The following is a 23,372-nucleotide window of genomic DNA, read 5'->3' on the forward strand; positions in this document are numbered from 1 at the left end:
GTTCAGACTCCACCGTGAAGCCGTCGGCGTCAACCCGCCAGCGGCCCGGTGGTCGTGTGCAGCAGCGGCGGCATCGGGCAATCCAGCAGGTCGGCCACGGCACGCAGCAACTCGGCCTCGGCCACCTCGATGCGCCCGTCATGCTCGATGCAGCGCGCCATGGCCTTGAGCAGACGCGGCTTCTGCAAGGGCTGCAGCTGGTTGAGCCGTTTGAGCGCAGCCTCCAGGGCTTTCAGGTCGCACTGCGCTGCTGGCAGCAGGTTAAGGGCGTTATACGGCAGCTCACCCGCCGCCTTTGCCAACGCTGCTTGCGCCTGATCCGGCGGCACATTGCCGGCATGGGCCAGAAACGACAGCAACACCTGCGCGTCATCCAACACTTCCAGCAGGTGGAAATGCCCACTGAGCCGGCGGCTGGGCGCCAGGTTGCGCTCGACGATGCGCAGCAAGGTCCATTCCAGCAGCTCAACCTGGCCATCGGCACGAATCAGCCGCGCCATCACCGCACACAACCCAGCCGCCTGTTCGGCGCCCAGCTGCTTGAGCGCCGGCATGGCCAGGTCCAGTAGGGTCAGCCGCTGATTGCCTGGCAGCTGCCGCAGCGGTTGTTCCAGGGCCTGCACATGCTCCATCAGCTCGGCGCTGCGCAGTGGTTTGAGCATCTGCAGTTGCTGGTCACGCAAGGGCGCCGCTGGCGCCAGCAGCAACCCATAAAGTAAGGCCTGGGCGCCGCTGCCGTGATGCGCCGCCTGACGCAGTGCCGGGTGCAATTCATCCAGCACTTTATGCGCCTGCTGCAGGTGGGCCGCACGTGGCTCGCCAATGCTGGCGATGGCCGCCGTGGCCGAGGCGGCGCTAAAGCCGGTCAGGGCCTGATCCCAGCCCTGGGCCACAGCACGTTGGTCTGCCGTTGCATTGGTAGGCAGCAGACTGAGGATCGAGACATCCGGGTAGCGCCCATCCCACTCCGGAGTGACGCGACGAATACGCTCTTCCAGTGGCGGATGGGTCGCCAGCATGCCCTCCAGCACCCTGCTGATACCGGCGGCGAAGTACATATGACTGAACTCGGCCGCATGCCCGGCGCGCAATTGCGAGCCATACTGGTTGCCGCCGATCTTCTGCAGCGCTCCGGCAATGCTCTGCGGATTGCGGGTGAACTGCACGGCCGAGGCGTCGGCGAGAAACTCGCGTTGCCGGCTCACGGCAGCCTTGATCAGGCTGCCGAAGAACGTCCCGGCATAGCCCAGCAACCATAAAGTAGCGCCCACCGCGATGATCGCTGCCGCCGAATTGTTGCGGCTGGAACGCGAACTGCCACGGGAGCTGCTGCGCAGCAGAAACCCACCGATCAGCCCCAGCAGCAGAATGCCGTGCAGTACCGCGACCAAGCGTGTGTTGAGGCGCATATCGCCGTGGAAGATATGGCTGAACTCGTGGGCAATCACCCCCTGCAGCTCTTCACGCGAGAGCAGGCTGATTGCCCCGCGGGTAATCCCGATCACCGCATCCTGCGGCGTCAAGCCGGCGGCAAAGGCATTGATCCCCACATCATCCAGCACATACACCGGCGGCACCGAGGTGCCCGAGGCCAGAGCCATCTCCTCTACCACATTAAGCAGGCGCTGTTCTTCCAGGCTCTGCGGCGCGAGGTTGATCAAACGCCCACCCAGCCGTTCGGCCACCGCCTGACCGCCACGGCTGAGCTGCAAGCTCTTGTAGAGGCTGCCCAGCAGCACCACACCGATTACGGCCAGGGCGACCATCGCCACCTGCGGCCCGCTGGGCAGTAACGTGCGCGGACCATCCAGCATGCCCAGAGACTGTGGGTCAGGACCGAATACCTGCCAGACCACACCCAACGCCAAGCTGGTCAGGCCGATCAGACTGAGTACTGCCAGTATCATCAGGACCAGCAAACGCCCGCTGTTACGTCGGGCGCGATCCTGTTGCTCGAAGAAGTTCATCCCTGGGGATCCTTAGAACGACACCTTCGGCGCTTCCTGAATCGCCGCACTGTCGGCGAACTCCAACAGGCTGGCGTCCTGGGCGTGGCCAAAGCTGGCGGCCAGCAGCACCGGTGGGAATGCCTGCTTGTAGGTGTTGTAGGCCATCACCGCATCGTTGAACGCCTGGCGGGCAAAGGCCACCTTGTTCTCAGTGCTGCTCAACTCTTCACTGAGCTGCTGCATATTCGCCGAGGCCTTGAGATCCGGGTAAGCCTCAAGCGTAACGTTCAAACGGCCCAGGGCACTATTGAGCAGCCCTTCCGCGCCGCCCAGCTGCGCCATGCTCTGCGCATTGCCCGGCTGCGCGGACGCTGCCTTGAGCCCGGTTACGGCATTGTTGCGCGCAGCAATCACCGCCTCCAGCGTCTCGCGCTCATGCGCCATATAACCCTTGGCGGTTTCCACCAGATTGGGGATCAGGTCATAACGGCGTTTGAGCTGCACCTCGATCTGCGCAAAGGCGTTCTGGAAGCGATTACGCAGGGTCACCAACTGGTTGTAGATACCAATCACGTAAAAAATCAGTGCCGCGAGAACCGCCAAGAAAATCAGCGTGGAAATGGACATGGGGAAATCCTTATCAGCATGCGAAAGAACGCAGATGGTAGCGGAAAAGCGGTGAAGCGACTGCTCACCGCTGCACGCGGGTCGCACACCCAGGGCAGGCACGCGACCAATCCAACTGATGCCACGTCATATCGCCCGGTTATGAGGCAGAAAACCCTTGGCAAAGTAGACCGACCGGTCTATATATTTAGCCCATGAAAAAGATCTCGACCCGCGACAAGCTCATTCACGCCATGGCCGACGCCTTGCAACGCAAGGGGCTGCATGGCGTTGGTCTGAATGAGCTTTTGGACATTGCCGGAGCGCCCAAGGGCAGCCTCTATCACCACTTCCCCGGCGGTAAAAGCGAGCTGGCAGTGGCCGCAATTGACCACATCAGCCGCACTATCGACAGCCTGTTTGCCCAACTTTTCAGCCAACGAAGCGACCCACTCAAGGCCATGCACCACTGGTTGCAAGGTGCACTGCAGCAGCTGGAGAACAGCCAGTTTGAGCGTGGCTGCCCGCTGGCCACCATCGCGCTGGAAAGCGGCCCGGAGGATGTAGAAATCCGCGCCGCTCTGCAGCGCAGCTTCACCGCTGTGCGCCAGGCACTGAGCCAGCAACTGCACGCCTACGGTTACCCCAGCGAACAGGCCGATAACCTCGCCGCGCTGTTTGTCGCGCTGTATGAAGGCGGGCTGCTGCAAGCCCGCGTGGCCGGCAGCAGCGAGCCGCTCAAGCGCGCCGCCACTGCCCTGTTCAACCTGACCCGCGAACAGCTTCCGGGAGGAGTCCGCCCATGAATACCCCAGCCATTCTTAGCGAGACCGTGCAGTTGCCAGCACTCGACGGTTACCCGCTGACCGCCACGCTCTATCACGCCCCGGAACCGGTCGCGCAGCTGGTGATTGCCGGCGCCACCGGCGTGCCCCAGGGTTTCTATCGACGCTTTGCCGAATATGCCGCGCAGCGCGGTTACAGCACCCTGACCCTCGATTATCGCGGCATCGGTCAATCGAAACCGGCCAGCCTGCGCGGCTTTGCTATGGATTATCTGGACTGGGCGCACCTCGATCTGGCGGCCGCAGTCGACCAACACCGCCACCCACAACGACCGCTGTATATGGTCGGTCACTCCTTTGGCGGACATGCCTTTGGCCTGCTGCCGAACCATGATCAGGTCCAGGGGTTCTACACCTTCGGCACCGGTGCTGGCTGGCACGGCTGGATGCCCAAGACCGAGCAGCTGCGCGTGCTGACTATGTGGCGCCTGATTGGCCCATTGATGACCCGTTACAAAGGCTACCTGGCCTGGAGCACCCTGGGCATGGGCGAGGATTTGCCGCTGGGGGTCTACACCCAGTGGAAGCGCTGGTGCCGCTACCCGCGCTACTTCTTCGAGGACCCGCAGATGCCGGGCCTGGCCGAGCGCTTTGCCAAGGTCAGCACGCCGATCATTGCCGCCAATGCCCTGGATGACCTGTGGGCCCCGCCCGCCTCGCGTGATGCTTTTATGGCGGCTTACAGCGCCGCACCCTATCAAGCGCGCACCATCGATTCAGCCGCCAGCATCGGCGCCATTGGCCATATGGGCTACTTCCGTCCTGCGGCGCAGGCGTTGTGGGATGAAACACTGAACTGGTTCGCCGCGTTGCAGGCGCAGCGACAGGCCGCCTGAAGAGCCCACAACACAGAAGGTATCGCTGATGAGCATGGTTCCCGAGGGCTTTACCCCATTGTTTCGCAGCAGCCCCTTTCTCGATTTGCTGGGGCCCATATACAACCAGCGTACCGATAAGGGCCTGGTGATTGGCTTATGGGCCGAAGAGAAACACTGCAACGCTCGCGGTCTGGTGCATGGCGGCGTGCTCAGCAGTCTGGCCGACGTAGCACTGGGCTATAACAGCGCCTTCGCCCAGGAACCGCCCACACCGATCGTCACCAGCAGCCTGACCATCGACTACGCGGCACCGCCAAACGCGGCGACTGGATAACCCTGGAAACCGATGTGCAAAAGGTCGGCAAAAGCCTGGCGTTTGCCAATTGCTACGTTGTGGTTGAGTCAGTGCGGATTGCCCGTGCCAGCGCGGTATTCAGCGTAGTCACGCAATAGGCTCGGTAGGTCTAGAAGGGTTCTGCGGTTTGGCGAACGCCATAAAAAAGAAAACCCCGCATTGCGGGGTCTTTGCAGACTGTTTGCTGACATCCTTGATCTGCTTGCCGTCCTGGCAGCTGTCCCAAGTATCCTTGTTGCTAAAGTGCGCTTCCTGCGCGACGTCCACGGGGAGCAGATTAGCCAGCGCGAGGAACTCGGCATAGTGGCGATCTGCAGCACGCCGTGTAAGCCATAGCCTACACAGCCACTTCCTGGATAAAACCGAGCAAACGCTCGGCTTTATTTTGTGACGCAGGTCTTGTTAGACTCGATCTTGTCTTACAAAAACAACAGACCCCGTCAACGGCGGTCACTGGGGCCACACATGCGCTCATTGCTTTTCGCCATCGGCTGCCTGACAGCCACCCTCAGCTCACTGGCATCCGCCAACGGGCAAAACCAGCTTTCTGATCCCAAGGCCGCGACGCAGTTATTCTGGAGTCAGCTGTATGGCCAGGGTGGCAACACACTGTATTGCGGCAAAGCCTTCACGGAAGAAAGTGGCCAACTCAAAGCCAGCCCGATATACAGCAGCAAACAGCTGAAAAGCTCGCTGCGCTGCATCACCGACCGTCAGTGCGGAATCATGAACCCGCGTTACGTCTTCATGGCTTCGGACCTGCACAACCTCTACCCAGCACTCACCCGCGTGGAACTGGTTCGGCGCAATGCGCAGTTCGGTGAGCTAGATGACAGCGTGCCGAGCAAGTTCGACGACATCGGCTGCGACATGAAAACCAGCTTCCAGCTAGTGGAGCCGCGCGATGAAGCCAAGGGCAATGTGGCCAGGGCGATTTTCTATATGCACGTGGAATATGCCCTGCCGATTGTTGGTCAGGTGCAGGTGTACAAGAAGTGGCACCAGATGGACCCACCCGATGCCGAGGAAAAAGCGCGCAACGACAAGATTGCCAGCCTGCAAGGGACGCGTAACCGCTTTATCGACAATCCGGAACTGGTTGAGCAGTTGATCAATAACTGAGAGCCCCGCACACAGCCGCTGAGCGCTGATCCCAGGCACAAAAAAACCGGCACTAAGGCCGGTTTTTTTGTCATACCGAACGCCTTAGAACTGCGCAGCATCCAGCAGGTACAGTGACTCGCTACCGGCTTTGACCGACGCGGTCAGGGAGTGGATACGCGGCAGCAGGCGGGCGAAGAAGAAACGCGCGGTACCCAGCTTGCTCACGTAGAACTCGTCCTGATCCTGCTTGGCCAGTGCGGTACGGGCCATCAACGCCCACATGTAGGCGTAGGCGGTGTAACCGAACACTTGCAGGTACTCGACCGAGGCGGCGCCGACTTCATTCGGGTTGGCCTTGGCGCGCTCCAGCAGGTCGCTGGTCATCAGTTCCAGGTTGGCGATGGCGTCTTTCAGTGGGTTAACGAACTCGGCCAGCGAGGCATCGGCGCTGTCGGTGAAGGCTTTGATCTCTTCAGCGAAGTGCTTGTAGAACGCACCGCCGCTGCCGACCACTTTACGGCCGACCAGGTCGAGCGCCTGAATGCCGTTAGTGCCTTCGTAGATCTGAGTGATGCGGCAATCGCGGATCAGCTGCTCTTGGCCCCACTCGCGGATAAAGCCGTGGCCGCCAAAGATTTGCTGGCCGTGCACGGTGGTTTCCAGCGCCATGTCGGTGAGGAAGGCTTTGGCCACGGGCGTCAGCAGGGCGACCAGTTCTTCCGCGCGCTTGCGGGTGGTGGCGTCTTCGCTGTACTTGGCGGTGTCCAACTGCATAGCCACATAGCTGGAGAAGGCACGGCCGCCTTCGTTCAGGGCTTTCATGGTCAGCAGCATGCGGCGCACGTCCGGATGCACGATGATCGGATCAGCGGCTTTGTCTTTAGCCACCGGGCCGGTCGGCGCACGGCTCTGGATACGGTCGCGGGCGTATTCCACAGCGTTCTGGTAGCTGCGCTCACCCAGGGACAGGCCCTGAATGCCAACGCCCAGACGCTCGTAGTTCATCATGGTGAACATCGCGGCGAGGCCTTTGTTCGGCGCATCGACGATCCAGCCGGTGGCGCCGTCGAAGTTCATCACGCAGGTGGCGGAAGCCTTGATGCCCATCTTGTGTTCGATCGAGCCGCAGGAAAGGGCGTTTTTCTCACCCAGCGAACCGTCGTCATTGACCATGACTTTCGGCACCAGGAACAGCGAGATGCCTTTCGGGCCAGCCGGTGCGTCCGGCAGCTTGGCCAGCACCAGGTGGATGATGTTTTCGGTCAGGTCATGCTCACCGCCGGTGATGAAAATCTTGGTGCCGGAGATCTTGAAGCTGCCGTCAGCTTGCGGCTCAGCCTTGGTGCGGATGATGCCCAGGTCGGTGCCTGCATGCGGCTCGGTCAGGCACATGGAGCCCGCCCAAACACCGGAGTACATGTTTGGCAGGTATTTTTCTTTCAGCTCTTCGCTGGCATGGGCGTTGATCGACAGGCAAGCACCGGCGGTCAGCATCGGGTACAGGCCAAAGGACAGGTTGGCCGAGTTGACCATTTCTTCGACCTGGGCCGAAATCACCTTGGGCATGCCCATGCCGCCGAATACCGGATCACCACCAACACCAACCCAGCCGCCATCGGCGTAGGTCTGGTAAGCCTCAGGGAAGCCGGCAGGGGTTTTCACCGCACCATCGGCCCAGGAGCAGCCTTCTTCGTCACCGCTGCGGTTCAACGGAGCAATGACGCCGCCGGTGACTTTGCCCGCTTCTTCGAGAATGGCCGCAGCCGTGTCTTCATCAACCACTTCAACCAGGGCCGGCAACTGGGCCCACAGCTTGGAAACTTCAAACACTTCATTGAGCACGAAGCGCATATCGCGCAGGGGAGCTTTGTAGTCGGCCATGGGGTAAATCCTCGAGCGAAGCAACAGGTATACAGATGTACAGAAAGTCTAACCGAACAACTTTTTAGACACATAGCGTCGCGTACAGACTGAACAGTCACAACTCATTCATTCGGCCACACACAGTAAAAACCCGCCAACTGGCGGGCCTTTACCTGCACCTACCGTCCGTCAGAGCGCGAAATGCTCGGCGGGCAAACGCATCAAGCATTCACTGCCGGCTTCGGCACCGGCCAGGTGAGTCGCGGTACGCGGCAACAAGCGCTTGAAGTAAAACTCGCAGGTGGCCAACTTGGCCTGATAGAACGCAGCATCACTCGCGCCCGCCGCCAACTGCTGCTCGGCGACCAGCGCCATGCGCAACCAGAAGTAGGCCAGGATGACGTAGCCGGAGTACATCAGGTAGTCCATCGACGCCGCCCCGACTTCGTCCGGGTTCTTCATGGCCGCCATGCCAATTTTCTGAGTCAGTGTGCCCCACTGCTGATTCAGCGTGGCCAGCTGAGCGACATAGCCCTTGAGCTGCGGATGCTCGACCTGCGCTTCGCAGAATTTATGCACGATTTTGGTAAACCCGCGCAGCAACTTACCCTGGCTACTCAGCACCTTGCGCCCCAGCAGGTCGAGGGCCTGGATACCGTTAGTGCCTTCGTAGATCAGGGCAATACGGCAGTCGCGCACCAGCTGCTCCATGCCCCACTCGCGGATAAACCCGTGGCCACCGAATACCTGCATGCCATGGTTGGTAACCTCCAGGCCAGTTTCGGTCATAAAGGCTTTGCAGATCGGCGTCAAAAAGGCCAGTAGGTTCTCGGCTTCCTCACGCTGTTCGGCATTGGTACCGCTGTGGGCCTGGTCGATCAGCTGTGCGGTGAAATAGGCCAGCGCACGGTTGCCTTCGTTGAACGCCTTCATGGTCAGCAGCATGCGTCGCACATCAGGGTGCACGATGATCGGGTCGGCGGCCTTATCCGGGGCTTTCGGCCCGGTCAGCGCACGCATTTGCAGGCGATCAGTCGCGTACTTGATCGCGCCCTGGAAGCTGGTTTCACCCAGACACAGCCCCTGCATACCGGTGCCAAGGCGCGCATGGTTCATCATGGTGAACATGCAGTTAAGGCCTTTGTTGGCCTCGCCGATCAGGTAACCGGTGGCGCTGTCGAAGTTCATCACGCAGGTGGCCGAGGCCTTGATGCCCATCTTGTGTTCGATCGAGCCGCAGCTGACGCCATTGCGTGCCCCGGCCTGACCTTCAGCGGTTGGCAGGAACTTGGGCACGATAAACAGCGAGATGCCTTTGGTGCCCGCCGGCGCGTCAGGCAGCTTGGCCAAGACCAGGTGCACGATGTTTTCGCTCATGTCGTGCTCGCCAGCCGAGATAAAGATCTTGCTGCCGGTTACCGCATAGCTGCCATCGGCTTGAGGCACGGCGCGGGTTTTAATCAGCCCCAGGTCGGTGCCGCAGTGGGCTTCAGTCAGGCACATGGTGCCAGTCCAACGGCCTTCGGTCAGTTTGCTCAGGTAAATTTGTTTCTGTGCTTCGGTGCCATGGGCATGAATGGCCGACATGGCGCCGTGAGTCAGGCCCGGGTACATGCCCCAGGACAGGTTACTGGAACCCACCATCTCGCTGATGATTAACCCCAATGAAGACGGTAACCCTTGACCACCGTAGGCCGTATCAGCGGAGAGCCCATTCCAGCCGCCCTCCACATACTGGGCAAAGGCTTCCTTGAAGCCGGCAGGCGTGGTCACCACGCCATTGTTAATCTGGCACTCTTCTTCATCGCCTGAGCGATTCAATGGCGCCAGCACCTGCTCACAGAACTTGGCACCCTCGGCCAGAATGGCGCTGACCATGTCCGGGGTGGCATCGCTGGCACCCATCGCGGCATAGCTCGCGTGAAAATCGAAAACTTCGTCGATCAGAAACTGCATATCGCGCTGGGGGGCTTTGTACTCGGGCATGCTGGGTTCTCCGTCAGCTAGAGCGTGGGTTAGCGCACTACGCTACGGCTCATGCGGCGCGCCAACAATCACCGTGCAAATGCTGAATACACTGCCATTAGCCGGCGCGTTTAACCCCGCACGTTATCCAGCTTGACCGCACCACGACGCTGGCCGTAACTGCGTACACAGTTACGCCCGGCGCCCTTGGCGTTATACAACGCCTGATCAGCGGCCTTGAGCACCTCATCCGGATTACGCTGTTCCACCCCGCGTTCAGCCACGCCCATGCTGACTGTCACCGACACCTGGTTGGCCGCGCTGCCAGCCCGCCGAGCCCGCCCTTGTTTGTCGTCCTTCGGGCGCTGCTGTTTGTCGCGCAACTGAATGCGGTAGGTCTCAATGGCCTGGCGCACGACTTCAAGGTGGGGTAGGCACTCTTCAAGCGTCTTGCCGGGGAACACCAGGGTGAATTCCTCGCCGCCATAGCGGTAGGCCTTGCCTCCGCCCCCGATCTTGCGTAGCTGAGCGGCGACCAGGCGCAGCACCTGATCACCGACATCGTGACCATGGGTGTCGTTGAATTTCTTGAAGTGATCGACGTCGGCCATGGCGATCACATAACTGCGGCCCAAGCGCTGCAAGCGCTCATTCAGTGCACGTCGTCCCGGCAGGCCCGTAAGCTCGTCACGGAAGGCCATCTGATAGGCCTCGTGAGCCAAGGCTGCCACCAGTATCAGCATGACCTGACTGCTCATCACATTCAGCGCATTGGGCTGGATAAAGGTGTTCGGCAACATCCACAGCACGCCGCACAAGCCGAGCAGCTGGGCCGCATGCAACGGCCGTGGCGCCCGCAGGTACTGCACTGCCAGGAGGATCAGGCCGAGGATAAACACCGGATAAGCCAGCTGCACCAGCGTCAACCACTCAACCTGCAACGCCGGCCAGCGCACACGCGATAACCAATGCAGCAGCGCATCGGGGAAGCGCTGCGCCAGGCCCACCGCCACCGCGCCGACAGCCAGCAGAACCGCTGCACGGGCAATCAGGTCCTGCAGCAGATGGGTACGTTCCTGCCAGGCCGCGTAGAGGCTGTAGAGCAGCGGCAACAACAGGCTGCACAGATGGAAGATCAGCGCCGCATCACTGCGAACCTGCCCTGTGGCACGAAAATGATCAACCTAGCTATCCAGCAGGAAGTAAGCGAGGTACAGCGTCAGCAGCAGAAACACTTCGCGTTGGCGGCCATACACCAGGCAAAAGGCGCCGCCGAGTAACAGCAGGAGGGTGGGCAGCACGTTGAACAGCGAGGTGAAGAACTCGCTCAGCACAGCCAACCGCGCCAACAGCACACCGCCAAGCAGCAGCAGCAGCGAAGGCAGAAAATGACTGAAGCGCACAGCAGCAAGACGCGACAAGACAGGCTCCACACCGCGATAAAAGTGGATAACGTCGCGCAGTTTGCCTGTAACGCGCGCGCTGCGCACGGAACCTAACGACAAATCGACAAGCGAGCTGGCGGGTTTTAATTGCCCCATAAAAAAACCGCCGCCCAAGGGCAGCGGTTCTTTCGACCTAAAGGACGAAGGCTTAGTAGCCCAGGGCGAAGTTCTCTTCGGCCATGTCCATCAGGTTGTTGGCGCCAGACAGCATCGCCTCTACGTGCATACGGGTACGCGGCAGAATACGGGCGAAGTAGAAGTTGGCGGTCTGCAGCTTGGCTTTGTAGAACGCCTCGTCTTCAGCACCGGCAGCAATCTTCTCAGCAGCCAGGCGAGCCATATCGGCCCAGAAGTAAGCCAGGCAGGCATAACCGGAGTACATCAGGTAATCCACCGAAGCGGCACCGACTTCTTCACGGTCTTTCATAGCGGCCATGCCCACTTTCATGGTGATGTCGCCCCACTCTTTGTTCAGCTTGGCCAACGGCTCAACCAGGCCTTTGATGGCGTCGTTGGCTTCGTTGGTCTGGCAGAACTTGTGCACGATCTTGGTGAAGTTCTTCAGCGCGCCGCCCTGGGTCATCAGAATCTTACGACCCAGCAGGTCGAGGGCCTGAATACCGGTGGTGCCTTCGTACATCATGGAGATACGGCAGTCGCGAACGTTCTGCTCCATGCCCCACTCGGCGATAAAGCCGTGGCCACCGTAGATCTGCATGCCGTGGTTAGCGGCTTCGAAGCCGACTTCAGTCATGAAGGCTTTGGCGATTGGCGTCAGGAAGGCCAGCAGTTCGTCTGCAGCTTTCTTCTCGGCTTCGTCTTTGCTGTATTTGACGATGTCCACTTGCTTGGCAGTGAAGTACACCATCGCACGGTTACCTTCAGCGAAGGCTTTCATGGTCAGCAGCATGCGACGCACGTCCGGGTGGACGATGATCGGGTCAGCGGCTTTTTCCGGCGCTTTCGGGCCAGTCAAAGAACGCATCTGCAGACGCTCGCGAGCGTACTTTAGACCACCCTGGAAACCGATTTCAGCGTGAGCCAGACCTTGCAGAGCAGTACCCAGGCGAGCCGTGTTCATAAAGGTGAACATGCAGTTCAGGCCTTTGTTGGCTGGGCCGATCAGGAAACCGGTGGCGCCGTCAAAGTTCATCACGCAGGTGGCGTTACCGTGGATACCCATCTTGTGCTCGATCGAGCCACAGGAAACGGCATTGCGTGCGCCAACAGAGCCGTCAGCGTTGACCGAGAATTTCGGCACGATGAACAGCGAAATACCTTTGGTGCCTTGCGGCGCGTCGGGCAGGCGGGCCAAAACGATGTGGACGATGTTATCGGCCATGTCGTGTTCGCCAGCGGAGATGAAGATCTTGGTGCCGGACACTTTGTAGGTGCCGTCAGCTTGCGGCTCAGCCTTGGTGCGCAGCATGCCCAGGTCGGTACCGCAATGTGGCTCGGTCAGGCACATGGTGCCAGTCCACTCGCCGGAAACCAGCTTGGTCAGGTAGGTGTGCTTCTGATCATCGGTGCCGTGTTCGGCAATGGTGTTCATCGCACCGTGCGACAGGCCTGGGTACATGCCCCACGACCAGTTGGACGAACCCACCATTTCGCTCAGCACCAGACCCAGCGACTCAGGCAGGCCTTGGCCGCCATGGTCAGCGTCGTGCGCTAGGCTCGGCCAGCCGCCTTCAACATACTGCTGATAGGCTTCTTTGAAGCCGGTAGGGGTTTTCACGCCTTCCGGGGACCAGGTGCAACCTTCAGTGTCACCTACACGATTCAGTGGCGACAGCACTTGCTCACAGAACTTGGCGCCTTCTTCAAGGATGGCGTCGACCATGTCCGGAGTAGCGTCCTGGCAGCCAGGCAGGCTCTGATAATGCGCTTCGTAGCCGAGCAGTTCGTCGCGTACGAAACGGATATCACGCAAGGGGGCCTTGTAATCAGGCATAGCGGTTAACCTCTGCGGTGGATTCTTAGTGTGTAGGTGACCGGGTATTCGGTCGGTTTCGGGAGCAATCCCGGCGCTCGCCTGCCCCTTGGCAATCGAGCTAATCAAACAAGCGTTTGAAACATACGTTTATGCCTATTTAATGTCAAGCACCCCACGTGCCCTTCAGGCCACCAGATCGACAATCGGGGCCGGCGTCTGCAACCCGCTGAGCTGCTTGTACAGATCAAGACTAGGTGGTGGTGGCACATCCTGCTGGGCGGGCGCGGTGGATTTCTCTTCCTCGTCCGACTGCGGCTCTTCCTCTTTGCTGCGTTGCTCGGCACGCGCCTCACGGGCGGCCTCAACCTCACTGCGCTGCTGTTGTGCCAGCTCGACACGGGCCTCGGCCATCTGCAACTGAGCTTGCGCGGCCACCTGACGATCCTGCGCAGAGGGCTCTGCGGGCGCCAGTGCAGCACGGATGACAACTTCCATCTTGCGCAAGGTGGCTTCCGGGTCGTTCGGAATGGGGCTGGTGTCGATGCCGACCTCACCACCCACCGCGTAGCGTTTGCCATCCGGGCCGCGTTCATAGGTGTAGCTCGGCGCGCCGGCATAGCGGCCACCGACGGCGGCATGCGCCTGCTCGTGGGTGCGCACTTCCTGATCACGGCTGACCAGCTTGGCGATTTCCAGTTGCTCAAGACGCTGCTGCTGAGGGCTGGGCTCGCCTTCGCGGCTTTTCGCGTTTTCGGGATTGGTCGAGGCGTCGGCAGGTTTATCCGCTTCTTCACGCGCCGAAGCCGATTGCTCATCGGCCAGTGGCTGGGCGGCGGTTACCGGCGACTGAGCGGCGCGGGTGATGTCCGGGGATACATCAGGGGAAATATTGGACGCAAGAAAGCGAGCCGGCAGTAACGTGGCTGCAGGCGCAGGATAAGACGATGCGCCGCCAATCTGCATGCAATGACTCCTCGCCCCGCAGTTGATGCCTCATTACCAGGCATGAGAACGCTCGGGGCGGGCGACTCAGGCCGTTGTATCGATCAGGGTACCGAGCACTTCGTCAGCGGTTTTGACCACCTTGGCGCCGGCTTCCGCCTCATTTTGACCTTGGCGCAAAGCGACCAGGCTTTCCGCCAGATCAGGGCGCGTCTGCTCGGCCGAACTCGGCGAAGGATTAACCTGATTAGCCGGCGGCGCAGAAGTGGGCTGCGGTTGCGGACCCAGCGCATTGCTGGCGATATCCGCCGCAGCCTGATCGACCCGGCGCTGGCCAGACTGAATGGTGCTGATGCCCGAGTTGAAGGCGCTTCCTGAAATTTCCATGTCCAAGCTCCCGCTATGGCAAACCACTAACAGCTTCAATTGAAGCAGAAGTTGCTCGAAAAACGTACAAGCAAAAAGCTATGGCACTTGGCCTGCTTATAGCGCGCGGTGCAATAGATCGAGGTTGAGGTAGCCAGAAACCGCAGCCGGCGTGGCTTCGGCCAGGCGCGGAACATAGCCCAGACAGGGGGCTGGTAGCCGTTCGGCCAGGGTGGCCAGATTGTCCTCAAGCCGGGAGGTCTGAGGATCGACCAGATTGGCCACCCAGCCCGCCAGCAGAAGGCCGTCACGCAGGATGGCCTCGGCAGTGAGCAGCGCCTGATTGATGCAGCCCAGGCGCACGCCGACCACCAGAATCACCGGCAACTGCAAAGCAATCGCCAGGTCCGACAGGGCTTCCTGACCGGCCAGCGGCACCCGCCAGCCACCCGCCCCCTCGACCAAAGTAAAGTCCGCCTGCTTGTCCAGAATTGCCTGCACCGGCCCCTGCAACGCGGCAACATCCAGCAATACACTCACCTCACGCGCCGCCAGATGCGGGGCAATCGCCGGCTCGAAGGCCAGCGGATTGACCTCTTCATAGCGCAGCGCCAGGGTGCATTCGCCGAGCAATGCCAGGGCGTCGTCGTTGCGCAGGCCATCCACTGTGCGCACGCAGCCGGATGCCACCGGTTTGGCCGCAGCAGTCGACAAACCCGCCATTCGTGCCGCGTGCAGCAGCCCGGCGGCGATGGTGGTTTTGCCAATTTCGGTGTCGGTGCCTGTAACGAAAAATGCTTGGCTCATAGCGATCTCTGACGAGGGGTATTGGCTACGTTCTAAAGTAACTCTGGGCAAGCGGGGCTTATCTCAACCCTTGCGCAATACGCCGTAAACCACCTGATAGGTCGCTGGCAGGCCTTGTGGCTGACGGAACTGCTCATAGGCGTTAAGCAGCGCCAGCATGCGCGCTCGCCCCGTCAAACCGCCGGACCGACCGGGGTTGAGGTTGTGCGCGCCGAGGGCTTTCAGTTCATGGGTCAGGCTGCGTACATCGGGGTAGTACAGGGTTTCCGGGGTGGTTTGCAGGCTTACACAGGTCAACCCGCTACCAGCGCACAGGCGCTGGTAATCCTCGAAACGGCGGAAGCGGTTGACGTGGACAAAGCCATCCACCGCTTGCCAGCTGTCGCGCAGCTCCTGCAGGGTGCCAGCGCTCAGACTGCTAAACGCCAGCACGCCGCCAGGGCGCAACACACGCTCGGCTTCGCTAAGCACGGCGGAAAAATTCGCGCACCACTGCAAGGCCAGGCTGGAAAACAGCAGGTCGCAGGACGCATCGCGCAACGGCAGGCGCTCGGCATCGCCGGCAATAAACTGCTGCGCGCCGCCCAGCGGCCGAGCGTGCTGCAGCATGCCCTCGGCGATGTCCACAGCCACGCCCTGGCTGGCCGGAAAACGCTCACCCAGCGCACGACTGAAATAACCGGTGCCACAACCCAGGTCGAGCCAACGCACCGGACTGATCGCTGCCGGCAACTGCGCCAGCAACTGCTGACCCACGTTGCGCTGCAGAGCCGCCACGCTGTCGTAGCTTTCCGCCGCGCGGGAGAAGGATGCCGCTACCTGGCGCTTGTCCGGCAGGCCGCCGAGAGGATCATTGGCCAGGTCAGTCATCACCGGCCTCATGCAGAAAGGCCTGAATCGCCGCCGCAATTTCATGCGGGCGCTCAAGGGCAAAGGCGTGGCTGGCGTTATCAATCAGGCCGACTTCGACATCTGGCAACAACTCCAGCAAGGCTTGCGCGGCGCTTGCAGGAACCAGTGCATCGGCGCCTGCGAACAGATGCAGTTGTGGGCCGGCAAAGGTCTGTAACGAGGTCCGCGTATCCAGGTTGGCAAGCAGATCCAGCCCGGCCAACAGAGTCACGGACTGCAGCAACGGAGCCGCGCCAAGCAACTGCCGCGACAGGCCACGGGCATCCACAGCGCCTTGGGCGCAAAGCAGGGAGAAACGCTTCAGGGTAGCGGACGCATCAGCAGCGCAGCCCTGACGGAAAGCCTTAAACGTCTCGGCGGGCATAGCCGCAGACCAGCTTGGCTCGGCGACAAAACGCAGGTTACTGGCCAGGGTCAGCAGACCGCTGCAACGTTCACCCCGACGCGCTGCCAGCTCAGCGGCAAGCATGCCGCCGAGGGACCAGCCGCCAAGCCAGGCGTCCTCTGGCAGGTTGGCGTCGAGTTCGTCCAGCCAGTCGGCTGGGTCGTTAGAAATCAATAAGGGCAGCGGCTCGACCTGCACCTGCAAGCGCGGATCGAGGCCGCGCAAAGCCTCGGCCAGCGGCTGCAAGGGCGCAGTGCCCAGCCCCCAGCCGGGCAGCAAAATCAGTCGATCACGCATGTACGGCCGCCTCACCAGCCAGCAGTGGCCAGCATTCAGCCAGAGCCTCCAGCAGCAGCTCCAACTGTTCCAGGCTGTGCGCGGCGGACAAGGTGACGCGCAAACGTGCACTGCCGGCGGGTACGGTAGGCGGACGAATCGCCGTCACCAGCAGACCGCGCTCGCGCAGCATTTGCGACAGCTGCATGGCGCGACCGCTGTCGCCGATCAGAATCGGCTGAATCGGCGTGGCACTGTCCATCAGCTCAAGACCGATGGCCTGCGCACCTTCGCGGAAACGCTTAATCAGGGCGTTCAGGTGCTCACGCCGCCAGTGCTCGCTGCGCAGCAATTCCAGGCTTTGCAGGGTGGCGCAGGCCAGCGCCGGCGGCTGACTGGTGGTGTAGATATAGGGGCGGGCGAACTGCACCAAGGCTTCGATCAGGTCGTCACTGCCGGCGACAAAGGCACCAGCCGTACCGAAAGCTTTGCCCAGGGTGCCGACCAGCACCTGCACATCATCCAGGCCCAGGCCGAAGTGCTCGACAATGCCGCCGCCGGTGGCGCCCAGTGGACCAAAACCGTGGGCATCATCGACCATCACCCAGGCATTGGCACGGCGCGCTTCAGCGCACAGTGAAGGCAGATCAGCCAGATCGCCGTCCATGCTGAACACGCCGTCGGTGACGATCAGGGTATTACCGATGACCTTACGCAGGCGATTGGCCAGGCTGACGCCATCGTTATGCAGGTAACGGGAAAACCGCGCGCCGCTGAGCAAGCCGGCATCCAGCAGGGATGCGTGGTTAAGGCGATCCTCCAGCACGCTATCGCCCTGCCCCACCAGCGCGGTGACTGCACCGAGGTTGGCCATATAGCCGGTGGAAAACAGCAGCGCGCGAGGGCGTCCGGTGAACTCGGCCAGTGCTTCTTCGAGCTGGTGATGTGGGGTGCTATGGCCGATCACCAGATGCGAGGCACCGCCGCCCACACCCCATTTCTCCGCGCCAGCGCGCCAGGCTTCGATGACCTGCGGATGATTGGCCAGGCCGAGGTAGTCGTTGGAACAGAAGGCCAGCAGCTGCCGACCATCGACCTGCACCAGCGGCCCCTGCGGTGATTCCAGCAGCGGGCGTTGGCGATAGAGGTTGGCAGCGCGGCGCTCAGCGAGGCGAGCGGATAGATCGAAGGGCATAGGCAGACCTGACAGAAACTCGTTTGCTAAGACCCGATCCATTAGCGATCTGCAGCGATCACCGAGAGGCCGAACCGCCGCAAACGGGCTCCTGCATAAACAGCGGTTTAGGCCGAAGCGGCGTTATAGAACAGCTTGGAATCACGCTGTTCGACCAGCGCCTGCTCAATGGCCGCCTGATGCACTTCATCGGCATGCTCTTCACGCTCTTCCGGCTTGATGCCGAGGCGGGCGAACAATTGCATGTCCTGGTTGGCTTGCGGGTTGGCAGTGGTCAGCAGTTTTTCGCCGTAGAAGATCGAGTTGGCGCCGGCGAAAAACGCCAGGGCCTGCATCTGCTCGTTCATCGCCTCGCGGCCGGCGGACAGGCGCACATGCGACTGCGGCATCATGATCCGTGCGACGGCGAGCATGCGGATAAAGTCGAACGGATCGACATCCTGCTCATCAGCCAGCGGCGTGCCTTTGACTTTCACCAGCATGTTGATCGGCACCGACTCCGGGTGCTCCGGCAGGTTAGCCAGCTGAATCAAAAGGCCGGCGCGGTCGTCCAGCGACTCGCCCATGCCGAGGATGCCGCCGGAGCAGATCTTCATTCCCGAATCACGCACATAGGCCAGGGTTTCCAGGCGATCGGCATAAGTGCGGGTGGTGATGATGTTGCCGTAGAACTCCGGCGAGGTGTCCAGGTTGTGGTTGTAGTAGTCGAGGCCAGCAGCGGCCAGGGCCTGGGTCTGCTCTTTATCCAGCTTGCCCAGGGTCATGCAGGTTTCCAGGCCCAGGGCTTTAACGCCCTCGACCATTTTCAGCACGTAGGGCATGTCCTTGGCCGACGGGTGCTTCCACGCCGCGCCCATGCAGAAACGGGTGGAACCGATGGCTTTGGCCTCGGCGGCGGCCTCCAGCACTTTCTGCACTTCCAGCAGTTTTTCCTTTTCCAGGCCGGTGTTGTAGTGGCCGGATTGCGGGCAGTACTTGCAGTCTTCTGGGCAGGCACCCGTCTTGATCGACAGCAGGGTCGAAACCTGCACACGGTTCTGGTCAAAATGCGCGCGGTGCACGGTCTGCGCCTGGAACAGCAGGTCGTTGAACGGTTGTTCGAAGAGCGCCTTGACCTCATGCAGAGTCCAGTCGTGACGCAGGTTGGCGGCGGTAGTGGCGCTCATCGGTAATTCCTTATTGTTGGCGGCGTCCTGCTAGATTCAGCGGACGCGACACGGATGTTCGGCATAGTTATGGAAGGCGTATGCGCTGTCAACCCGACTCACAGCACCCGGTTTACAACTGGTTAAAAAGCAAGCAAATCTGCCTACTCTGCGATGAAGCCGCAGACGCCGCACTGGCCATCTGCACCAGCTGCGAAGCCGAGCTGCCCTGGCTTGGCGGGCATTGCCAGGTCTGCGCTCTACCGCTGCCCAGCCAAGGCTTGGTATGCGGGGCCTGCCTGAAAACGCCGCCGAGTTTTAGCAAAGTCGAAGTGCCCTGGCGCTACGCCTTCCCCATCGACAGCCTGATCACCCGGTTCAAGCATCAGGCCAAGTGGCCATTGGGACGTCTGCTCGGTGAGCTTTTGTCACATCACCTGCAACATGCCTTCGATGAAGGACTGCCTAAGCCTGACCTGCTGCTGCCTGTGCCCCTGGCCAATAAACGCCAACGCCAACGGGGCTTCAACCAGGCCGGCCTGCTCGCTGAATGGCTGAGCGCCAGCCTACAACTGCCGCAACAGGCACACTGGCTGCAGAGGGTGATCGACACACCGGCGCAACAGCAGCTGGATGCGGCCACCCGTAAACGCAACCTGCGTAAAGCCTTCGCCTTGGCGCCGAACAGTGCAGTCAGCGGCCTGCATGTGGCGCTGGTCGATGATGTACTGACCACCGGCGCCACCGCCGAAAGCCTGGCGCGCCTATTAAAGAAGGCCGGCGCGGCTCGGGTTGATGTGTACTGCTTGGCGCGCACACCGAAGCCAGGCGACTGAGTAATGTGTTGCAGGAAAGAGCCTGTTCAAAGGCTCGCGAGCTAGAGCCATGCAAGGCGCTACGTAGTAACAGCCTCCGGCTGGTCAAAACGGCGAGGAAGCGGAGTTTACTGGTGTAAATGAGCATTCCGAGCCTGTTTTTAACGCAGCAGGGCCGACGCGCAGCAGACTTTGGACAGGCTCAAAGCGGTACACTTTGCGGCCCACCTGCTGGAGTTACCCATGTCCCATCCATTTGCCGCACTCACACCCGACCTGGTGCTGGATGCCGTGGAGAGCATCGGCTACCTCAGCGACGCCCGCGTACTGGCGCTGAACAGCTATGAAAATCGCGTCTACCAAGTGGGCATCGAGGACGAGACACCGCTGATCGCCAAGTTCTACCGTCCGGATCGCTGGACCGATGAAGCCATTCGCGAAGAGCACAGCTTTACCTTCGAGCTGGCCGAATGCGAAGTACCGGTTGTAGCTCCCCTGGTGCGCGACGGCGAAACCCTGTTCAGTTACCAGGGCTTTCGCTTCGCCCTGTTTCCGCGCCGTGGCGGCCGGGCGCCGGAACCTGGCAACCTCGACCAACTGTATCGTCTCGGCCAACTGCTTGGACGCCTGCATGCGGTCGGCTCACTCAAGCCGTTTGCCCACCGTGAGGCCTTGCAGGTGAGCAACTTCGGCCATGCATCGCTGGCCACCCTGCTCGATGGCAACTTTATTCCACGCAGCCTGCTGCCGGCCTACGAGTCGGTGGCCCGCGACTTGCTCAAGCGTCTGGATACGCTGTTCGCCGCCCACCCGGTGCAGGCGATTCGTCTGCATGGCGACTGCCACCCGGGCAATCTGCTGTGCCGCGACGAGACCTTCCATATGGTCGACCTCGACGACTGCCGTATGGGCCCCGCAGTGCAGGATTTGTGGATGATGTTGGCTGGCGACCGCCACGAACGCCTCGGCCAACTGTCGGAGTTGATGGACGGCTATCAGGAGTTTCACGATTTCAACCCGCGCGAGCTGCCGCTGATCGAAGGCCTGCGCACCCTGCGCCTGATGCATTACAGCGCCTGGCTGGCACGGCGCTGGGACGACCCGGCCTTCCCCATGAGCTTCCCCTGGTTTGGCAGCGAGCGTTACTGGGGTGAGCAGATCCTGATCCTGCGTGAGCAGCTGTCGGCGCTAGATGAAGAGCCGCTAAAGCTGTTTTGACGCCTAGCCCGGACGCAACCCGAGTTACCGGGCTGACCACTACAGTTAGCCCTGTCGCCGTAACGTCTTTGTTACAGCCAAGTGGCCTAGGGCGCCGAAGAAAATCCTGCCCATCCAGACAAGCCCGCGCCGCGCCGACTAGAATCGCAAGCCTCTCGTTAGCAGCCTAAGCAAGGACCCTGCATGGCCACCGCCAACCCGCGCCGCGGGTATATTCTCGGCCTGACCGCCTACATCATCTGGGGCCTGTTCCCGCTCTATTTCAAAGCTATCCAGAGCGTGCCTGCGCTGGAAATCATCGTCCATCGCGCACTCTGGTCCGCGCTGTTCGGCGCGCTGTTGCTACTGGTGTGGAAGCACCCCGGCTGGCTACGCGAGCTGCTCAATAATCCCAAACGCTTTGCCGTACTGGCCTTGAGCGGTGTGCTGATCGCCAGCAACTGGCTGGTGTATGTGTGGGCGGTAAATAACGAGCGCATGCTCGAAGCCAGCCTGGGCTACTACATCAACCCGCTGGTCAACGTGCTGCTGGGCATGCTGATTCTCGGCGAGCGTCTGCGTCGCCTGCAGTGGCTGGCCGTGGCCCTGGCCGCGCTGGGTGTGCTGCAACAGTTGTGGCAAGTCGGCAGCATTCCCTGGGTATCCCTGGTGCTGGCGCTGACCTTCGGTTTCTACGGGCTGATTCGCAAGCAGGCGCCGGTGGCTGCCCTGCCCGGCCTGGTGGTGGAAACCTGGCTGCTGCTGCCACTGGCGCTCGGTTGGCTGCTTATGCACCCTGCGGCGATGAGCACCCAGGCCGATTTCTGGAGCACCCCGGAAGCGCTGTGGCTGATCGCCGCCGGGCCTATTACCTTGGTGCCGCTGGTGTGTTTCAACGCCGCCGCCCGCCATCTGCCCTACACCACCTTGGGCTTTCTGCAGTACCTGGCGCCAACCCTGGTGCTGCTGCAGGCGATCTTCCTGTTCGGGGAACATTTCGACCCGAGCAAGCTGCTGGCGTTTATCTGCATCTGGACGGGGCTGGCGATCTACAGCGTGGATGCCTGGCTGAGCCTGCGCAAACGCCAGACTGACAAAAAAACAACCAGCACCCTGTAACGCCCGAGGCCGCTGGTCTGCAGCCAGTTGCCCCCGGCTTATCCACAGAAGCATCCCCGGCCTTTGTGCACAACCAGCAGCTAAGTGCTTAAAAAATAAGCACTTAGTAAAAAGCCCCGGGGCACTAGGCAGTGCTCCGGGGCTCCTCATGCTACGCACAGAGTTATCCACATGGATCGTGGATAAACCTCGACGTTACTCCTCAACCTGCAGCTTTAACTCCACCATCAGATCATCCGCCAGGGTTTCCAGATGCGCCTGCAATTGCTCCAGGCTCAAGCTCTGCGGCACGCCCAGCACAGCCTGGGCCTGGAAGAGCAGCTCGCCGCTCATGGGCGCGGGCACAACTTCGGTGTTCAGACTTTCCAGGTTGACCCCATGACTGCTGAGCAGGCGGGTGATATCGCGCACGATACCCGGGCGATCATTGCCCACCAGCTCCAGGCGAATAGCCTGCCAAACCGTTACCGGCTCGGTGCCGCCTGCGGCGATCTGCACGCGGATGCCATGGGCCTGCAATTCCTCCAGTGCCGTGACCAGGCCGGAATGCGCGTCCAGCGGCACATCGACCCGCAGGATCCCGGCGAACTGCCCGGCCATACGCGACATGCGGCTTTCCAGCCAGTTACCACCGTGCTCGCTGATGCACTGAGCGATGCGCTCGACCAGCCCCGGCTGATCCTGGGCAATAACCGTCAATACCAGATGGTCCATGAACAACTCCTTATACGAGGCTTATTTGAGCGCCAGCCAATAGGTAAAAAACACCTCATCACGCACATAACCCAGGCGTTCGTAGAGGGCTTGTCCTGGCAGATTGCTCTTTGCCGTCTCCAACTGCAAACCGCATGCGCCTGTGGCCTCGGCATGGGCGCGAGCGGCGTTCATCAGCGCTTCGCCAACACCCTGACGGCGCACCTGCTCGCTGACGTACAGGTCACTCAGTAGCCAGGCTGGCTGCAGCGCCAGCGAAGAGAAAAAGGCATAGAGCTGGACGAAGCCTTGCGCCGCACCGTGTGCATCACGGGCCAGCAGAATGACCGAATCGTTGTTGCGCAGGCGCGCGGCGAGAAAATCCCGCACCTGCGACTGAGGTTTGGCCACCTCATAAAAGCGCAGATACGCGCCAAACAGCTCGGCCAGTTCGTCCAGATCTGCGGCAGTGGCTGCCTGTATATGCATGGTGATCACTCTCCAGAACGGTGGAGCAGCAGTATAGGCAGGCACGCCTGTAGCAGTAGATCGAGAAACACGCGCAATAAACTGTGTACTGTTTTTTATCTTTTATGAAACAATATTAAAAGTTAACCGCGACAACACGCCACAC

At 61.1% G+C, this 23,372-nt stretch carries 21 protein-coding genes and 1 pseudogene; 7 read left to right on the forward strand and 15 right to left on the reverse strand.

The features are described 5' to 3' along the window. Positions 1-29: 29 nt before the first annotated feature. The gene (locus tag HBN63_RS09555) at positions 30-1,967 is read right to left on the reverse strand and encodes a M48 family metallopeptidase (protein WP_170049241.1); all 1,938 of its coding nucleotides are present in this window, start codon (positions 1,965-1,967) and stop codon (positions 30-32) included. Positions 1,968-1,979: 12 nt separating this feature from the next. After that, complete coding sequence (locus HBN63_RS09560; protein ID WP_090255095.1) at positions 1,980-2,576, reverse strand: LemA family protein; 597 nt, start codon at positions 2,574-2,576, stop codon at positions 1,980-1,982. 194 nt (positions 2,577-2,770) lie between these two features. On the opposite strand from HBN63_RS09560, the gene HBN63_RS09565 reads away from it, so the two are divergent. The 4 genes from HBN63_RS09565 (at position 2,771) to HBN63_RS09580 (ending at position 5,695) form a co-directional block, all read left to right on the forward strand. Next, positions 2,771-3,361, forward strand: a complete 591-nt coding sequence (locus HBN63_RS09565; protein WP_170049242.1) for a TetR/AcrR family transcriptional regulator — start codon at positions 2,771-2,773, stop codon at positions 3,359-3,361. Beyond that, entirely contained in the window at positions 3,358-4,236 is an 879-nt protein-coding gene (locus HBN63_RS09570; RefSeq protein ID WP_090255091.1) for an alpha/beta fold hydrolase, read from the forward strand. The genes HBN63_RS09565 and HBN63_RS09570 overlap by 4 nt, the downstream gene beginning before the upstream one ends. Positions 4,237-4,264: 28 nt before the next feature. After that, a complete protein-coding gene (locus HBN63_RS09575; RefSeq protein ID WP_262498928.1) occupies positions 4,265-4,552 on the forward strand; it encodes a PaaI family thioesterase in 288 nt (95 codons plus the stop codon). Positions 4,553-5,038: 486 nt separating this feature from the next. Next, positions 5,039-5,695 (forward strand): endonuclease, encoded by a 657-nt coding sequence (locus HBN63_RS09580; RefSeq protein WP_170049243.1) that lies wholly within the window; start codon positions 5,039-5,041, stop codon positions 5,693-5,695. Positions 5,696-5,779: 84 nt separating this feature from the next. On the opposite strand, the gene HBN63_RS09585 is transcribed toward HBN63_RS09580, so the two are convergent. The 11 genes and pseudogenes from HBN63_RS09585 to bioB form a co-directional block, all read right to left on the reverse strand. Continuing rightward, the gene (locus HBN63_RS09585) at positions 5,780-7,558 is read right to left on the reverse strand and encodes an acyl-CoA dehydrogenase C-terminal domain-containing protein (RefSeq protein WP_170049244.1); all 1,779 of its coding nucleotides are present in this window, start codon (positions 7,556-7,558) and stop codon (positions 5,780-5,782) included. Positions 7,559-7,729: 171 nt separating this feature from the next. Further along, a complete protein-coding gene (locus HBN63_RS09590; RefSeq protein ID WP_170049245.1) occupies positions 7,730-9,526 on the reverse strand; it encodes an acyl-CoA dehydrogenase C-terminal domain-containing protein in 1,797 nt (598 codons plus the stop codon). A gap of 110 nt (positions 9,527-9,636) precedes the next feature. Continuing rightward, positions 9,637-10,926 (reverse strand): annotated as a pseudogene (locus tag HBN63_RS09595) (GGDEF domain-containing protein). Between the two features lie 172 nt (positions 10,927-11,098). Continuing rightward, entirely contained in the window at positions 11,099-12,904 is a 1,806-nt protein-coding gene (locus tag HBN63_RS09600) for a phenylacyl-CoA dehydrogenase (protein ID WP_170049246.1), read from the reverse strand. A 165-nt stretch (positions 12,905-13,069) separates the two neighbouring features. After that, positions 13,070-13,849 (reverse strand): putative metalloprotease CJM1_0395 family protein, encoded by a 780-nt coding sequence (locus HBN63_RS09605; protein WP_170049247.1) that lies wholly within the window; start codon positions 13,847-13,849, stop codon positions 13,070-13,072. A gap of 66 nt (positions 13,850-13,915) precedes the next feature. Then, entirely contained in the window at positions 13,916-14,215 is a 300-nt protein-coding gene (locus tag HBN63_RS09610; protein WP_160089514.1) for a hypothetical protein, read from the reverse strand. 96 nt (positions 14,216-14,311) lie between these two features. Continuing rightward, positions 14,312-15,001 (reverse strand): dethiobiotin synthase, encoded by a 690-nt coding sequence (bioD, locus tag HBN63_RS09615; RefSeq protein WP_160089516.1) that lies wholly within the window; start codon positions 14,999-15,001, stop codon positions 14,312-14,314. Positions 15,002-15,064: 63 nt separating this feature from the next. Then, positions 15,065-15,871: a malonyl-ACP O-methyltransferase BioC gene (bioC, locus tag HBN63_RS09620; RefSeq protein WP_170049248.1), complete on the reverse strand. Its 807-nt coding sequence runs from the start codon at positions 15,869-15,871 to the stop codon at positions 15,065-15,067. Continuing rightward, positions 15,864-16,595, reverse strand: a complete 732-nt coding sequence (locus HBN63_RS09625; protein WP_170049249.1) for an alpha/beta fold hydrolase — start codon at positions 16,593-16,595, stop codon at positions 15,864-15,866. Before HBN63_RS09625 ends, bioC begins: the two co-directional genes overlap by 8 nt. Beyond that, positions 16,588-17,769: an 8-amino-7-oxononanoate synthase gene (bioF, locus tag HBN63_RS09630; protein WP_170049250.1), complete on the reverse strand. Its 1,182-nt coding sequence runs from the start codon at positions 17,767-17,769 to the stop codon at positions 16,588-16,590. Before bioF ends, HBN63_RS09625 begins: the two co-directional genes overlap by 8 nt. A gap of 107 nt (positions 17,770-17,876) precedes the next feature. Next, the gene (gene bioB / locus HBN63_RS09635; RefSeq protein WP_170049251.1) at positions 17,877-18,935 is read right to left on the reverse strand and encodes a biotin synthase BioB; all 1,059 of its coding nucleotides are present in this window, start codon (positions 18,933-18,935) and stop codon (positions 17,877-17,879) included. A gap of 80 nt (positions 18,936-19,015) precedes the next feature. On the opposite strand from bioB, the gene HBN63_RS09640 reads away from it, so the two are divergent. From HBN63_RS09640 to rarD, 3 genes are all read left to right on the forward strand, one after another. Then, positions 19,016-19,750: a ComF family protein gene (locus HBN63_RS09640; RefSeq protein ID WP_170049252.1), complete on the forward strand. Its 735-nt coding sequence runs from the start codon at positions 19,016-19,018 to the stop codon at positions 19,748-19,750. A gap of 222 nt (positions 19,751-19,972) precedes the next feature. Further along, the gene (locus tag HBN63_RS09645) at positions 19,973-20,947 is read left to right on the forward strand and encodes a serine/threonine protein kinase (RefSeq protein ID WP_170049253.1); all 975 of its coding nucleotides are present in this window, start codon (positions 19,973-19,975) and stop codon (positions 20,945-20,947) included. A 183-nt stretch (positions 20,948-21,130) separates the two neighbouring features. Continuing rightward, positions 21,131-22,045, forward strand: coding sequence for an EamA family transporter RarD (gene rarD, locus HBN63_RS09650; protein WP_170049254.1), 915 nt, complete (start codon positions 21,131-21,133; stop codon positions 22,043-22,045). Positions 22,046-22,240: 195 nt separating this feature from the next. Here rarD and HBN63_RS09655 read toward each other — a convergent pair whose 3' ends face one another. Both HBN63_RS09655 and HBN63_RS09660 read right to left on the reverse strand, forming a co-directional pair. After that, a complete protein-coding gene (locus HBN63_RS09655; protein ID WP_170049255.1) occupies positions 22,241-22,759 on the reverse strand; it encodes an ACT domain-containing protein in 519 nt (172 codons plus the stop codon). 21 nt (positions 22,760-22,780) lie between these two features. Further along, positions 22,781-23,227 (reverse strand): GNAT family N-acetyltransferase, encoded by a 447-nt coding sequence (locus HBN63_RS09660; RefSeq protein WP_170049256.1) that lies wholly within the window; start codon positions 23,225-23,227, stop codon positions 22,781-22,783. Positions 23,228-23,372: the final 145 nt, after the last annotated feature.

It is taken from the genome of Pseudomonas sp. WS 5011 (assembly GCF_012985775.1).
GTDB classification, from domain to species: domain Bacteria; phylum Pseudomonadota; class Gammaproteobacteria; order Pseudomonadales; family Pseudomonadaceae; genus Aquipseudomonas; species Aquipseudomonas peli.